12 protein-coding genes are annotated in these 12,587 nt (G+C 74.8%); 6 read left to right on the top strand and 6 right to left on the bottom strand.

The features are described from left to right. Window positions 1-30: 30 nt before the first annotated feature. Complete coding sequence (locus ACFO60_RS07690; protein ID WP_380838596.1) at window positions 31-264, top strand: hypothetical protein; 234 nt, start codon at window positions 31-33, stop codon at window positions 262-264. Between the two features lie 155 nt (window positions 265-419). Here the strand turns inward: ACFO60_RS07690 and ACFO60_RS07685 are convergent, their stop codons facing one another. The 4 genes from ACFO60_RS07685 to ACFO60_RS07670 all read right to left on the bottom strand — a co-directional run bounded on the left by ACFO60_RS07685 (window position 420) and on the right by ACFO60_RS07670 (window position 4,582). Next, window positions 420-1,955 (bottom strand): sensor histidine kinase, encoded by a 1,536-nt coding sequence (locus ACFO60_RS07685; protein ID WP_380838595.1) that lies wholly within the window; start codon window positions 1,953-1,955, stop codon window positions 420-422. Between the two features lie 58 nt (window positions 1,956-2,013). Further along, window positions 2,014-2,727 (bottom strand): response regulator transcription factor, encoded by a 714-nt coding sequence (locus ACFO60_RS07680; RefSeq protein ID WP_380838593.1) that lies wholly within the window; start codon window positions 2,725-2,727, stop codon window positions 2,014-2,016. A 68-nt stretch (window positions 2,728-2,795) separates the two neighbouring features. Then, on the bottom strand, window positions 2,796-3,599 hold the full coding sequence (locus ACFO60_RS07675; RefSeq protein ID WP_380838591.1) for an ABC transporter permease: 804 nt from the start codon (window positions 3,597-3,599) through the stop codon (window positions 2,796-2,798). An 86-nt stretch (window positions 3,600-3,685) separates the two neighbouring features. Continuing rightward, complete coding sequence (locus tag ACFO60_RS07670; RefSeq protein WP_380838590.1) at window positions 3,686-4,582, bottom strand: ABC transporter ATP-binding protein; 897 nt, start codon at window positions 4,580-4,582, stop codon at window positions 3,686-3,688. Window positions 4,583-4,889: 307 nt separating this feature from the next. Between ACFO60_RS07670 and ACFO60_RS07665 the strand changes: the two genes are divergently transcribed. After that, complete coding sequence (locus tag ACFO60_RS07665; protein ID WP_380838588.1) at window positions 4,890-5,807, top strand: ion transporter; 918 nt, start codon at window positions 4,890-4,892, stop codon at window positions 5,805-5,807. 20 nt (window positions 5,808-5,827) lie between these two features. Here the strand turns inward: ACFO60_RS07665 and rpsD are convergent, their stop codons facing one another. Beyond that, window positions 5,828-6,442, bottom strand: coding sequence for a 30S ribosomal protein S4 (gene rpsD, locus ACFO60_RS07660; protein WP_380838586.1), 615 nt, complete (start codon window positions 6,440-6,442; stop codon window positions 5,828-5,830). 116 nt (window positions 6,443-6,558) lie between these two features. On the opposite strand from rpsD, the gene ACFO60_RS07655 reads away from it, so the two are divergent. Then, window positions 6,559-7,281 (top strand): DUF2470 domain-containing protein, encoded by a 723-nt coding sequence (locus tag ACFO60_RS07655; protein ID WP_380838584.1) that lies wholly within the window; start codon window positions 6,559-6,561, stop codon window positions 7,279-7,281. On the opposite strand, the gene ACFO60_RS07650 is transcribed toward ACFO60_RS07655, so the two are convergent. After that, window positions 7,199-8,488: an ROK family transcriptional regulator gene (locus tag ACFO60_RS07650; protein ID WP_380838583.1), complete on the bottom strand. Its 1,290-nt coding sequence runs from the start codon at window positions 8,486-8,488 to the stop codon at window positions 7,199-7,201. The two genes, ACFO60_RS07655 and ACFO60_RS07650, sit on opposite strands and share 83 nt — an antisense overlap. A gap of 140 nt (window positions 8,489-8,628) precedes the next feature. Between ACFO60_RS07650 and edd the strand changes: the two genes are divergently transcribed. The 3 genes from edd to eda are packed head-to-tail and all read left to right on the top strand — an operon-like array spanning window position 8,629 to window position 12,304. Beyond that, a complete protein-coding gene (edd, locus tag ACFO60_RS07645) occupies window positions 8,629-10,611 on the top strand; it encodes a phosphogluconate dehydratase (RefSeq protein WP_380838581.1) in 1,983 nt (660 codons plus the stop codon). Then, on the top strand, window positions 10,608-11,693 hold the full coding sequence (locus ACFO60_RS07640; RefSeq protein ID WP_380838579.1) for a glucokinase: 1,086 nt from the start codon (window positions 10,608-10,610) through the stop codon (window positions 11,691-11,693). Before edd ends, ACFO60_RS07640 begins: the two co-directional genes overlap by 4 nt. Beyond that, window positions 11,690-12,304: a bifunctional 4-hydroxy-2-oxoglutarate aldolase/2-dehydro-3-deoxy-phosphogluconate aldolase gene (gene eda / locus ACFO60_RS07635; RefSeq protein ID WP_380838577.1), complete on the top strand. Its 615-nt coding sequence runs from the start codon at window positions 11,690-11,692 to the stop codon at window positions 12,302-12,304. Before ACFO60_RS07640 ends, eda begins: the two co-directional genes overlap by 4 nt. Window positions 12,305-12,587: the final 283 nt, after the last annotated feature.

Genomic DNA, 12,587 nt, shown 5'->3' with positions numbered 1-12,587 from the left:
CGGAGCGGGCGAGACGCGTAGCGTGAGGGCATGGTCCTGGTCACCGTGGAGCTGCCGCCGGCCGAGGCGACCCTGGAGGGCGCCATGCGCCGGCTCGGGCTGAGTGAGGACGAGGTCGACACCGCCTACGGCCTGGTGCCCCTCGATCCCGAGCAGGGCCTGTACGCGCTCAGGGTGACCGAGGACGCCGGGCAGCGCGTCGGCCCGCCGGGCGGCGGCCCGTTCTCCGACCCGCCGATCGAGCCGTACGGCCCGCCGCACTGAGCCCGTCTCCGGGGCGCCGATGACGGGCGCGCTCATGCCGAGGGCGCGGCCGCAAGGTGACCGAGCGCGGCGCTTCGGCGGGCGAGCAGGCAGCGCAAGCGTGAACGCCGCGCCTCAGCGGGCGAGGGGCAACGCAAGCGTGAACGCGCCGCGCCTCAGCGGGCGAGGGGCAACGCAAGCGTGAACGCCGCACCGTGGCCGGGGGTGGTGCGCAGGGTGACGCGGCCGCCGTGCGCCGCCGCCAGCGACCGCGCGATGGCGAGGCCGAGGCCCGCCCCTCCGCTACCCGACCTGCTCCGCGAGGCGTCCGCGCGGTAGAACCGGTCGAACGCCCGGACGGCCTGTTCGGGGGTCAGGCCCGGCCCGTCGTCCTCGATCACCAGCACCGCCTCGGCGCCGGCGGTTCCCACGCCGACGCGCACGCGGCTGCCGGCCGGCGTGTGCGCGACGACGTTGCCGACCAGGTTGCTCACCACCTGGCGCAGGCGCGCCTCGTCGCCGAGCACCGGCGCCGAGGCGGGCGCGCCGCCCCCGGGACCGGTCAGTTCGACGGGCCGGTCGGGGGCGAGCGCCCTGAGGTCCAGGCGCGCGTCGGCGGCCAGGGTCCGCAGGTCCATCGGCGCCAGGTCGAGGGGCAGCGCATCCCCGCCCTCGTCCAGCCGTGCGAGCAGCAGCAGGTCGTCGACGAGGCCGGCCAGGCGTCCGGCCTCGCTCTCGATGCGGGCCATCGCCGGCCCGACGTCGCTGAGGCCTCCCATCCGGTACAGCTCGGAGAACCCTTTGATGCCGAACAGCGGGGTGCGCAGCTCGTGGCCGACGTCGGCGACGAGCCGCCGCAGGCGCGCCTCGGAGTCGGCCCGCGCGGCGAAGGCCCGCTCGATCTGGGCGAGCATGCCGTTGAGAGAGGCGGAGAGGCGGCCGATCTCGGTGGCCGGCCCGGCGGCGTCGGGAACCCGCCGGGTCAGGTCTCCCGAGGCGATGGCGGCCGCGGTGTCCTCGATGCGGCGCAGCGGGCGGAGCCCCGCCCGGATCGCGAACCAGCCGCACAACGTGAGCAGGGCCAGCAATGCCGCCCCGGTCAGGAGGAAGGCCGCGCGCAGCCGCCCGACGGTGGCCGAGACGGCGTCGAGCGACGCGGCCACGACGACGGCGCCGCCCCCCGGCGGCGCCGCTCCCCCGGACGGCACGGCTCCCCCGGGTGTCCGCGCCGCCGCGCGCGGCACGGCGACCACGCGCCATCGCCGGGTGCCGTCCAGGCTGCCGGCCTCGAACGGACGCCGTCCGTGCCGCGCGACCGCCGCGGCGTCCAGAACCGGCAGAACGGGCCCGCCGGCCGCCGGGCCGCCCGGAACACGGGTGCCGCTCCTGACCGTGCCGTCGCCGGCGAGGTCGGCGACGTAGATCTCGGTGATCAGGTCGAAGCCGGCGGCGAGCGCCCGCCCGCCCACGGCCCCGGACCCGCCCTGGCCCGTGCCCGCGCCTGGAAGTCCCGCGGGGAGACCCGCCGGCAGGATCGCGGCCAGGCCGGCGAGCGCGCGCAACTGGCGGTCGACGCGGTCGACCAGGTTGGCGCGGAGCAGGCCGATCACGATGGACCCTCCGAGCACGAGCCCGACCGCGAGCAGGGCGCTGGTGATGAGCAGCAGCCGGGCGCGCAGCGACATCCGCCCGAGCCGGCCCGGCGCGCTCACAGGGCCTCCGCCGCCCGCGCGGCGGAGGGGCGGCGGCCGCGGCGCACGCGTGCGGGCGTCATCGGGGCTCGCGGAGCACGTAGCCCACCCCGTGGATGGTGTGGAGCAGCTTGGGGCCGGCGGAGTCGAGCTTGCGGCGCAGGTAGCTGACATAGGTGTCGACGATGCTCGCGTCTCCGGCGAAGTCGTACTGCCACACGTGGTCCAGGATGCGTGCCTTGGACACGACCCTCCCCGCGTTCGCCGCCAGGTAGCACAGCAGCCGGAACTCGGTGGGCGACAGCCGTACGGGCCGCCCCGCCCGCGTGACGTGGTGCCCCTCCGGGTCGACCTCCAGGTCGCCGATGACCAGCGTGTGGGCGCCGGGCGAACCGGTGCGGCGCAGTATCGCCCTGATGCGCGCGATCAGCTCCTCCAGGTCGAACGGCTTGGTGACGTAGTCGTCCCCGCCGAGCGTCAGACCGGTCACCTTGTCGGCCGGGGAGTCGCGGGCGGTGAGGAACAGGACGGGGACCGGCGGCCGGACGAGGTCGCGCAGCCGCCGCACGACCTCGAACCCATCCAGATCGGGCAACATCACATCGAGGAGCACCAGATCGGGCGGCTGGTCCCGCGCCGCGTCGAGGGCCTCGGCCCCGGTGGCGGCCGAGGTGACGGCGAAGCCCGCGAAGCGCAGGGTCGCCGACAGCAGCTCGCGCACCGTGGGCTCGTCGTCGACGACCAGCAGCCGCTCTCGCCGCCGGTCGCCCGGCGCCCGCCCATCCCGCTCCATCTCCGCCTCCTGTCTCCACGGACCGGCCGCCGCGCCGCCACCGCGCCGCTCGCCGGTGGCGGCGGGCGTCAGGCGTCCCGCCTCCGGAAGGCGGCGAAGGCGGCGAGCAGGGCGACGGCGACGTACCCGCAGAACACCGCATACCCGGTCCAGGGTGCCAGGAGGCCGGGCTGTTCGCGCACGCTCACCAGCCGCCCTCCCGCCTGCGCCGGCCAGTACTTCACCACGAAGGACGCCAGCCAGGCGGGGAAGACGGGCGCCATCGCCGGTATCAGCGCGGTGACGACGACCAGGACCGTGAGCCCGGCGGAGGTGGCCCGCAGGAGGAACCCGAGCGCGAGCCCGAACAGGCTCATCGTCGCCATGAGGATCCCCACACCCACCATCGCCCGCGCCACGCCCGGCTGCCCCACGTCGTAGGCGGGCACCGCCTGGGCCGTCAGCACCGCCCTGCCGGTGAGGTAGACCGCCAGCGCCGCCGCCTCGCCGGCGACGAAGGCCATGGCCGAGCAGACCACCGCCTTCGCGGCCAGCATGCGGCCGCGCCGCGGCACGGCGACGAGACCCGCAGGCAGGGTCCGCACCCCGTATTCGCCCGTCACGGTGCGCATCCCCAGGTATCCGACGATGAGCTGCAGGAAGAACAGGGCGCGGAAGGTCATGCCGAAGGGATCGAACTCCGCGCGTCCGGCCGCCGTCGCCGTCGCGTACTCCCGGGCCCCCGCGCCCGCGAACAGGGCGCCGAACAGCGCGCCGACCACCACGATGGCGAGCATGGTGTACCAGGTGGACCGCATGGTGCGCGCCTTGGCCCACTCCGACCTCAGCACGTCACCGAATCGCTGCCGCCCTCCCGCCGCACCGCCTCCCACCGCACCTCCTCCGGCCGCCGCACCGGGATCCCGGCGCCCGCCCATCGCGCCTCCCACGGTCACCGCGCCGTCCCGCAGCGGCCCGCTCACCGTGCCGCCCCGTACTCGACGTCGTCGCGTGTCAGCTCCATGAACGCCTCCTCCAGTGAGGTCCGCAGCGGCGTGAGCTCGTACAGGGTCACGCTCGCGGCCGCCGCCATCCGGCCGATGTCCTCGGCCGCCATCCCGCTCACGAGCAGGCCGTCGGGGGCGTCCGGCCGCACGGCGGCCCCGGACGCGCTCAGAGCACGGGCGAACTCCTCGGCGCCGGGGGTGCGGACGCGGACCTCGCCGGACCGCACAAAGGCGTCGGCGGCGACGTCGGCGATCAGCCGGCCGCGCCCGATGACGATCAGGTGGTCGGCGGTGAGCGCCATCTCGGCCATCAGGTGGCTGGACACCAGGACCGTGCGCCCCTCGGCGGCCAGCTCGCGCATCAGCGTGCGGATCCACACGATGCCCTCGGGGTCGAGTCCGTTCACCGGCTCGTCGAAGACGAGCACGGCCGGGTCGCCGAGCAGCGCGGCGGCGATCCCCAGGCGCTGGCTCATGCCGAGGGAGAACGTCCCGGCCGCGCGCCGCGCCACCGGCGCCAGCCCGGTGAGCCGGAGCACCTCCTCGACGCGCCCCCGGGATATCCGGGCGTTCAGCGCGAGGCACGTCAGATGGTCGCGGGCGCTCCTGCGCGGGTGCACGGCTCCGGCGTCGAGCAGCGCGCCTACCGCGCGCATCGGCTCCGGCAGGTCGGCGTACCGGGCGCCGAGCACCCGGGCGTGGCCGCCGCTCGGCGTGTCGAGCCCCAGGATCATGCGCATCGTGGTCGTCTTGCCCGCCCCGTTCGGGCCGAGGAAGCCGGTGACGGCGCCCGGCCTGACGTCGAACGTCAGCCCGTCCACCGCCGTCACGGGGCCGTAGCGCTTGCTGAGTCCCGTTACCTCGATCATCGATCTCCCTTCGCGTGGTGGCACCTCATGGCGGAGAGCCTGGGCCATCCGCCTGAAGGGGTCCGGGGAGGTTCTGGGAGGTCTCTGTGAGGCGGGCGCGCGCCGCGGGGGCCGGCCGCGCCGCCGCCGCCCGCCACGTGCCGTTCTCCGCGGGGCCAACGCCACGGTTCCCAGATCATTCCAAGAAGCGGCGAAGCGGGGCGCGCCGTGATTCCGGACGTGGACGGCGACCCGGGCACGGGAGTGTCCGCGCAGACTCTAGGATCTTGCGCATCCTCGTCGCCCGGCTCCTGGAGTGCTCACCCTCATGCGGGATCGTGTCCGTCATGTCCTCGAATCCACGTGGTTCCAGCGCGCGATCATCAGCGTCATCGTGGTCAACGCGGCGACCCTGGGGGTGGAGACCTCCGCCGAGGCGACGGCGTCCTACGGCGCCCTGCTGCACGTGGTCGACCACGCCGCGCTGTACGTGTTCGTCGCCGAGCTGCTGGCGAAGGTGTACGTCTACCGGGCGCGGTTCGTGCTCGACCCGTGGAACCTGTTCGACACGGTGATCGTGGTCGTGTCGTTCCTGCCCACGGCGGGCGGGCTGTCGGTGCTGCGCGCACTGCGCATCATGCGGGCGCTGCGGCTGATCTCGGTGGTGCCGAGCCTGCGGCGCGTGGTGGCGGCCCTGCTCACCGCCGTCCCGGGCATGACGTCGATCGCCGTGCTGCTGGGGCTCGTGCTCTACGTGGCGTCGGTGATGGCCACGAAGTTGTACGGCGCGACCGCCCCCGAGTATTTCGGCGACCTGCCGACGTCGCTGTTCACGCTGTTCCAGACGATGACCGGCGACGGCTGGTCGGACATCAACCGGCGGATCATGGAGCAGCATCCGTCGTCATGGGTGTTCTTCGTGGTGTTCGTGCTGATCTGCACGTTCGTCGTGCTGAACCTGTTCATCGCGGTGGTGGTGAGCGCGATGGAGGAGGAACACCAGCGGGAGCGGGAGCAGGACGGCGAGGCGGCCGGCCCCGCCGTCGCCGTCCGCTCCGGCGAGGCGGGCCCCGGCACGGGCACGGGGCATGGCCCGGGCGCGGGCGACGGCGGCGCGGATGTGGCCGCCGAGCTGGCCGCGCTGCGCGCCGAGATCGCGGCGCTCCGCGAGGCCCTTCCCGGCGTCGTGGCCGTCCCGGCGGACGAGGTGCTCCCCGCCCGCGAGGACGCGGCCACCCTGCGTTAGGAACCCGCCCGGGGGCGGGGTCAGCGGGAGTAGTGCTCGACGACGAGCTGCTCGTCGACCGGGACGCGGATCTGCGCGCGCTCCGGCGCGGCGAGCAGCGTGAAACTCAGCTCGTTCAGGTCGACCGCGAGGTACGGCGCGGTGACCTCCTCGGCGTACAGACCCTCGGCCGCGGCCACGAACGGCTGCATGGCGCGTGACCTCGCCCGCACGGCGACGGTCTGGCCGGGCCGCACCAGGTAGCTGGGGATGTCGACCTTGCGCCCGTCGACGGTGATGTGGCCGTGGTTGACGTACTGGCGGGCCGCGTAGATCGACGGGGCGAGGCCGGCCCGCAGGACGAGGGAGGCGAGGCGGGTCTCCAGCAGCGTGACCAGCTCGGCGCCCGAGCGCCCGGGGCGGCGCAGCGCGAGGCTCCAGTATCTGCGCATCTGCCGTTCGGAGACGTCGTAGTACCAGCGGAGCTTCTGCTTCTCCATCCGGCGCAGGCTGTAGTCGCCCGCGGCGCGGCGGCTGGTCTTGCGGCCGTGCTCGCCCGGCGGGTACGGCCGCGCCTCCAGATAACGCACCGCCTTCCTGGTGAGGGGGACGCCGGCGCGGCGGGACAGCCGCACTTTGGGACCGGTGTAGCGCACGTGGACCTCGCTGTGGTTAGGTAAGCCTTACTAAGGGAAGCCTAACCTTAGCCAGACGGGTGGCGCCGGCGCCACTCCCGCTCGACGCCGCCCGCCCGACCTCAGGAGCCGATGTCATGCATGTGAAGGTGCCCCCGATCTCCGAACGCGTCCGCGGTCTCGCCCACGCCGCCGCGCCGACCCACGTCTCCATCGACGGCTCGGCGGGCCCGGCCAGGGGCGGTGTCGACGGCACCGGCCGGCCGCTGCTGCTGGTCAGGCCCGGCGAGCCCTTGCACGGACTCCCCGCCGCGGACGACGTCGTGGTGACCGTCGACCTGTCAGCGTCCCGGACGCTGGCCGGCGTCGAGCACCCGCGCGGGCTGCTGAAGGTCCAGGGGTGGGCTCAGGCGGTGCCGCCCGCGGACCTGCGGGAGGCCGCCGTGGCCGTGGCCGGCCGGTGCCCAGACGAGGCGCTGTTCGCGGCCGTGGAAGGCGACCCCGCCGGGCCGCGCCTGTTCCGCGTCGACGTCGGCTACGTGATCTACCTGACCGGCCAGGAGTCGGGGATGCTCGACGCCGAGCAGTATCTCGCCGCCGGGCCCGACCCGGTCCACGACGCCGCCGAGCGCATGCTGCGCCACGTCAACGAGGCGCACCGCGAGCAGCTCGGCCGGGCCGTCGAGTCACTGGTGGGCGAACCGGCGCCCGAGCCGTGGCTGTGGGAGCTGGACCGCTATGGCGCCACGGTGCGCTCGGGCCTCGCCGACCCGACGCTCATCCGCTTCCCGTGGCCGTCGCCGGTCGACGGCCCGCCGGCGCTGGAGCGAGCTCTGAGCCGGCTGCTGTGCCCGCGCTGATCGCGCCGCCCGCCACGCCGGCCGCTCCGGCCGCGGCGTCGATGGCGGCGTCGACCGCCTCGGGCGCCAGGATGTGGTCGATCACCATGAGGGCGCAGCCGGTGATGCCCGCGCTCGGGCCGAGCCGGCTGCGCTCTATGCGCAGGCTGCGGGTGGACAGCGCCGTCGAGCGCCGGTAGACGACCTCGCGCACCCCCGACACCAGCGGCTGGAAGCGCTCGGCGACGTCGCCGCCGAGCACCACCACCGCCGGGTTGAGCAGGTTGACCGCGCTCGCGACCACCTCGCCGAGCAGCCGCCCCGCCCTGCGCACCACGGTCATCGTCTCGGCGTCCCCCGTGCGAACCAGCGCGACGACGTCGGACAGCGAGTGGACGTCGCGGCCGCACGCCCGCAGATCGCGCAGGATCGCGGTGCCGCTGGCCACCGAGTCGACGCAGTCGACGTTGCCGCACCGGCACAGCACTCCGCCGCCGTCGCGGACGGGGATGTGGCCGATCTCCCCCGCCGCGCCGAGCGCCCCGCGCAGGATCTGCCCCCCGGCGATCACCCCGGCGCCGATGCGGGTCGAGACCTTGACGAACAGCAGGTCGGAGACCTCGCGGGCGTACGCCTCGCGGTACTCGCCCATCGCGATGACGTTGACGTCGTTGTCCACGAAGACCGGCACGGGAAAGCGCGCGGAGATCAGCGGGGGGATCACCACGCCGGTCCAGCCGGCCATGACGCGGGCGCTCTCGGTGCGTCCCGCCGCGAACTCGACGGTGGCCGGGACGCCGAGGCCGGCGCCTTTGACCGCCGACATCGGGCGGCCTTCGAGCAGGTCGGCCCACACGTCCATCAGCAGGGGCAGCACGACATCGGGGCCGCGCTCGACGTCGATCCGCAGGTCGGTGCGGGCCAGCTCGCGGCCTGCCAGGTCGCAAAGGGCGATCTGCGTGCGGCTGGCGCCGAGCGAGGCGACCAGGACGACGCCTCCGGAGGCGTCGAAGGCGAGCCGGGCCGGCGGGCGGCCTCCGGTGGAGGGACCGTCGGTGTGCTCCACGACCAGGCCGTGGTCGAGCAGGCCCGCCACCCGCAGCGCCACGGCGGGGCGGGAGAGGCCGGTGATCCTGCCGATGTCGGCCCTGGTCACGGCCTCGCCGGTGCGGATGAGGTGGAGCACCTCACCGCTGCTGGCAAGCGTGGAAGCTGGTCGTCGACCCATCGGGCAAGTCAATCACAGCTCTTTTGTAATCTGAAATTCCTAAGTTCATCATCTCAAATGGCAGAACTACGGTTGTGTGAGACCAAAGATCTGGCTAGTGTCCGGTCTGTCCCCTGTTGGTCGATCTATGGAGCCGCTCCGTGTCCGAGCCAGTGCCCGTGTCACCTGCCGTGCACCGCACCGTCCAGGAGGTCACCGAGCGGATCGCCGAGCGCAGCGCCCGCACCCGCGCCGCCTACCTGCGCCGCGTCGGAGCCGCCTTCGAGGAGGCGAGGGGACGCGGCCCCGCGCGCGCGAGCCTCGGCTGCGCCAACCTCGCCCACGGCTTCGCCGCCTGCTCCCCCGCCGACAAGCTGATCCTGCGCGGCGCCGAGCGGCCCGGCGTGGCGATCGTGACCTCCTACAACGACATGCTCTCGGCGCACCAGCCGTACGAGACCTACCCGGCGGCGCTCAAGGACGCCGTGCGCGAGGCGGGCGGCGTCGCCCAGGTCGCCGGCGGGGTGCCCGCGATGTGCGACGGCGTCACCCAGGGCCGCGCGGGCATGGAGCTGTCGCTCTACAGCCGCGAGGTCATCGCGATGGCCACGGCGATCGCGCTGTCGCACGACATGTTCGACGCGTCGCTGCTGCTCGGCGTGTGCGACAAGATCGTCCCCGGCCTGCTGATCGGCGCGCTGCACTTCGGGCACCTGCCCGCTCTCTTCGTCCCGGCCGGCCCCATGCCGTCCGGCCTGCCGAACAAGGTCAAGGCGCGCGCCCGGCAGGCGTTCGCCGAAGGGAAGATCGGGCGCGGCGAGATGCTCGACGCCGAGGCGAAGTCCTACCACTCCCCCGGGACCTGCACCTTCTACGGCACCGCCAACTCCAACCAGGTGCTCATGGAGGTCATGGGCCTGCACCTGCCCGGGGCCACCTTCGTCAACCCCGGCACCGAGCTGCGCGACGGCCTCACCCGCGCCGCCGCCCGGCGCGCCGTCGAGATCACCGCGCACGGAGACGAGTACACGCCGGTGGCGCATGTCGTCGACGAGAAGGCGCTGGTCAACGCGGCCGTCGCGCTGCTGGCCACCGGCGGCTCCACCAACCACACCATGCACCTGGTCGCCATCGCGGCGGCGGCCGGCGTCGAGATGCTCTGGGACGACCTGGCGGCCCTGTCCAAGGTCGTCCCCCTGCTGACCCGCATGTACCCCAACGGGCAGGCCGACGTGAACCACTTCCACGCGGCGGGCGGCATGCAGGCGCTCATCGGCGACCTGCTGGACAACGGGCTGCTGCACGAGGACGTGCTGACCGTCGCCGGCCGCGGGCTCGGCCTGTACCGCAGCGGGCCGGAGCTTAAGCAGGACGAGGTCGTCTGGGCGGAGCGCCCGGCGCAGAGCACCGACCTGGACGTGCTGCGCCCGGTGGCCGAGCCCTTCTCCGCCGACGGCGGCATCCACATGGTCAGCGGCAACCTCGGCCGCGCGGTCAGCAAGGTGTCGGCGGTCAAGCCCGAGCACCTGGTGATCGAGGCGCCGGCGAAGGTCTTCGACGACCAGGCCGAGCTGATGGCGGCCTTCCAGGCCGGCGAACTGGACGGCCAGGACTTCGTGGCCGTCATCCGGTACCAGGGGCCGAGTGCGAACGGCATGCCCGAGCTGCACAAGCTGACGCCGCCGCTGGCGGTGCTGCTCGACCGGGGGCAGCGCGTCGCGCTGGTCACCGACGGCCGCATGTCCGGGGCGTCGGGCAAGGTGCCCGCCGCCATCCACCTGTCGCCCGAGGCGGCCGACGGCGGGCCGATCGCGCTGGTGCGCGACGGCGATCCGGTCAGGCTCGACTCCGCCGCCGGGACGCTGGACCTGCTGATCCCCGCCCAGGAGCTGGCCGCCCGCGCGCCGCAGGGGCGGCCGCTGCGGGACGACGAATGGGTGGGCACCGGGCGGGAGCTGTTCGCCGCCTTCCGCCGCGCCGCCGCGCCCGCCGACCGGGGCGCCGGCATCTTCGCCATGAGCGGCGCGGAGGGGACCGGCACACCCGTCCCGGCCGGCGCCGCGCCTTCGGGAGCCGCGCTTGCGAGTGCCGCGCCTTCGGCCGCGGCGCCGTCGGGCGCCGGCGGGGCGGCGGGGCGGGCATGAGCGCCGCGCCGTCACCGGAGCGTCCCTGGCTGGTCGCCGACATCGGCGGCACCAACGCCCGCTTCGGGCTGGTCACGCGGCCCGGCGGGCGTCCGGGGACGGTCGCCGTGCTCCCCGTGGCCGAGTTCGACGGCCTGCCGGCGGCGGTGGAGCACTACCTGACCCACCATGCCGGCGGCGCGCGGGCGGCGGCGGCGTCCCTGGCCATCGCCGGCCCGGTCAACGCCGACCGCTACCAGCTCACCAACGCCTCCTGGGCCGGCTCGTCCACCGCGCTCGGCATCGCGCACGTGGAGGTGCTCAACGACTTCGAGGCCCTCGCTCTGGCCCTGCCCCAGCTGGGCTCCGGCGAGCTGGCGTCGCTGGGCGGCCCCGAGCCGGCCCCGTACATGGTCAAGGCCGTGCTCGGCCCCGGCACCGGGCTCGGCGTCGCCGGCCTCGTGCCCTCGCGCAACGGGTGGGTGCCGGTGCCCGGCGAGGGCGGCCACGTCTCGGCCCCCGTCGTCACCGACCTCGAGTTCGAGATCGTGCGGGCGCTGCGCGCCGACGGCATGCCGTCCGTGGACGCCGAGCACCTGCTGTCCGGCCCCGGCCTGGCGCGCCTGCGTCACGGGCTCGCGCTCGTGGAGGGCACGCGGGCCGCGCCGCTTCCCGCCTCGGAGATCGTGGCCCGGCTGGACGACTCGCTGTGCGCGCGTACCGTTGAGGTGTTCTGCGGGCTGCTGGGAAGCTTCGCGGCCAACGTCGCCCTGACGCTCGGGGCGCACGGCGGGGTGTATCTCGGGGGTGGCATCGTGCCGCGCATGGTGAGCCGCGTGAACGGCAGCGACTTCCGCCGCCGCTTCGAGGCCAACCTCGTCCTGTCGGGCTACCTGACGGGCATCGCGACCACCGTGATCGTGGCCGAACAGCCCGCGCTGACCGGCGCCGCGGCCTGGCTCGCCCATCGCGTGGCCGGCCTGGACGCCGCCGGCTCCCCCGCGCCTCCCCGGCACCGGCCCACCCCGCCCCAGCCCGCCCTTTCCGTCCCCGAGGACGCCCACCCCGAGGCGTCCCCCGCAGCAAGGAGCAGCACGCAGTGAGCATCCTCGACCTCGCCCCCGTCGTCCCGGTCGTCGTGATCGACCGGGTGGAGACGGCGGTCCCCCTCGCGCGGGCGCTCGTGGCGGGCGGCCTGCCGGCCATCGAGGTGACGCTGCGCACCCCGTGCGCCCTGGAGGCGATCGCCCGCATCGCCGCGGAGGTCCCCGGCGCCGTCATCGGCGCCGGCACCGTGCGCACCGCCGCCGACGTGTCGGCCTCCGTCGAGGCGGGCGCGCGCTTCCTGGTGAGCCCTGGCGGCACGCCCACCCTGCTGGAGGCGATGCTCGGCAGCGGCGTGCCGTTCCTGCCGGGCGCGGCCACCGCCTCGGAGGTCATGGCCCTGGCCGAGCGCGGCCTGACCGAGCTGAAGTTCTTCCCCGCGGTGCCCGCCGGCGGCCTGTCCTACCTGAAGGCGCTGGCCGGGCCGCTCCCCGAGGTGCGTTTCTGCCCGACGGGCGGCATCCGGCCGGAGACCGCGCCCGGCTTCCTCGCGCTGCCGAACGTCGGCTGTGTCGGCGGCACCTGGCTCACCCCCGCCGACGCGCTCGCCTCCGGCGACTACGCGCGCGTGGAGAAGCTCGCCGCCGAGGCCGCCGCGCTCCGCGCCTGATCATCCCTGAGCCCCTGAGCCCCTGAGCCGAGTCCGGCCCCCATGGGGGCCGGACCGCCCCGCCCTCGCCCGCCCTGCCCTGACCTCGCGGGAGGATCGGCCTCCGGTTGCCGGGCGGGTACTGCCGTGCGCTCCTCCCGCCGTCCCCGGCGGCACTGTGCGGTCGCCCACCCGGCCGCGATCGGCCGGCGCCGGACCCCGCCGAAAAGGATCACCCGGCGCGCGGCGACGGCGAGCGGACGCGGGGCAAGAGCACCGTCATTCATCACACGAATGACCACAC

The organism is Sphaerisporangium dianthi, from assembly GCF_042654065.1.
Lineage (GTDB): Bacteria > Actinomycetota > Actinomycetes > Streptosporangiales > Streptosporangiaceae > Sphaerisporangium > Sphaerisporangium dianthi.
Note: the sequence above shows the minus strand (reverse complement) of the source record. Positions and strands in the feature narration are given on the sequence as shown.

Bases quoted from the DNA above. Each gene is read 5' to 3' on its own strand.
- ACFO60_RS07670 (WP_380838590.1), bottom strand. From the start codon at position 4,582: ATGATCGAGGTAACGGGACTCAGCAAGCGCTACGGCCCCGTGACGGCG.
- ACFO60_RS07650 (WP_380838583.1), bottom strand. From the start codon at position 8,488: ATGGGTCGACGACCAGCTTCCACGCTTGCCAGCAGCGGTGAGGTGCTC.
- ACFO60_RS07640 (WP_380838579.1), top strand. From the start codon at position 10,608: ATGAGCGCCGCGCCGTCACCGGAGCGTCCCTGGCTGGTCGCCGACATC.
- ACFO60_RS07655 (WP_380838584.1), top strand. From the start codon at position 6,559: ATGCATGTGAAGGTGCCCCCGATCTCCGAACGCGTCCGCGGTCTCGCC.
- ACFO60_RS07680 (WP_380838593.1), bottom strand. From the start codon at position 2,727: ATGGAGCGGGATGGGCGGGCGCCGGGCGACCGGCGGCGAGAGCGGCTG.
- ACFO60_RS07665 (WP_380838588.1), top strand. From the start codon at position 4,890: ATGCGGGATCGTGTCCGTCATGTCCTCGAATCCACGTGGTTCCAGCGC.
- ACFO60_RS07690 (WP_380838596.1), top strand. From the start codon at position 31: ATGGTCCTGGTCACCGTGGAGCTGCCGCCGGCCGAGGCGACCCTGGAG.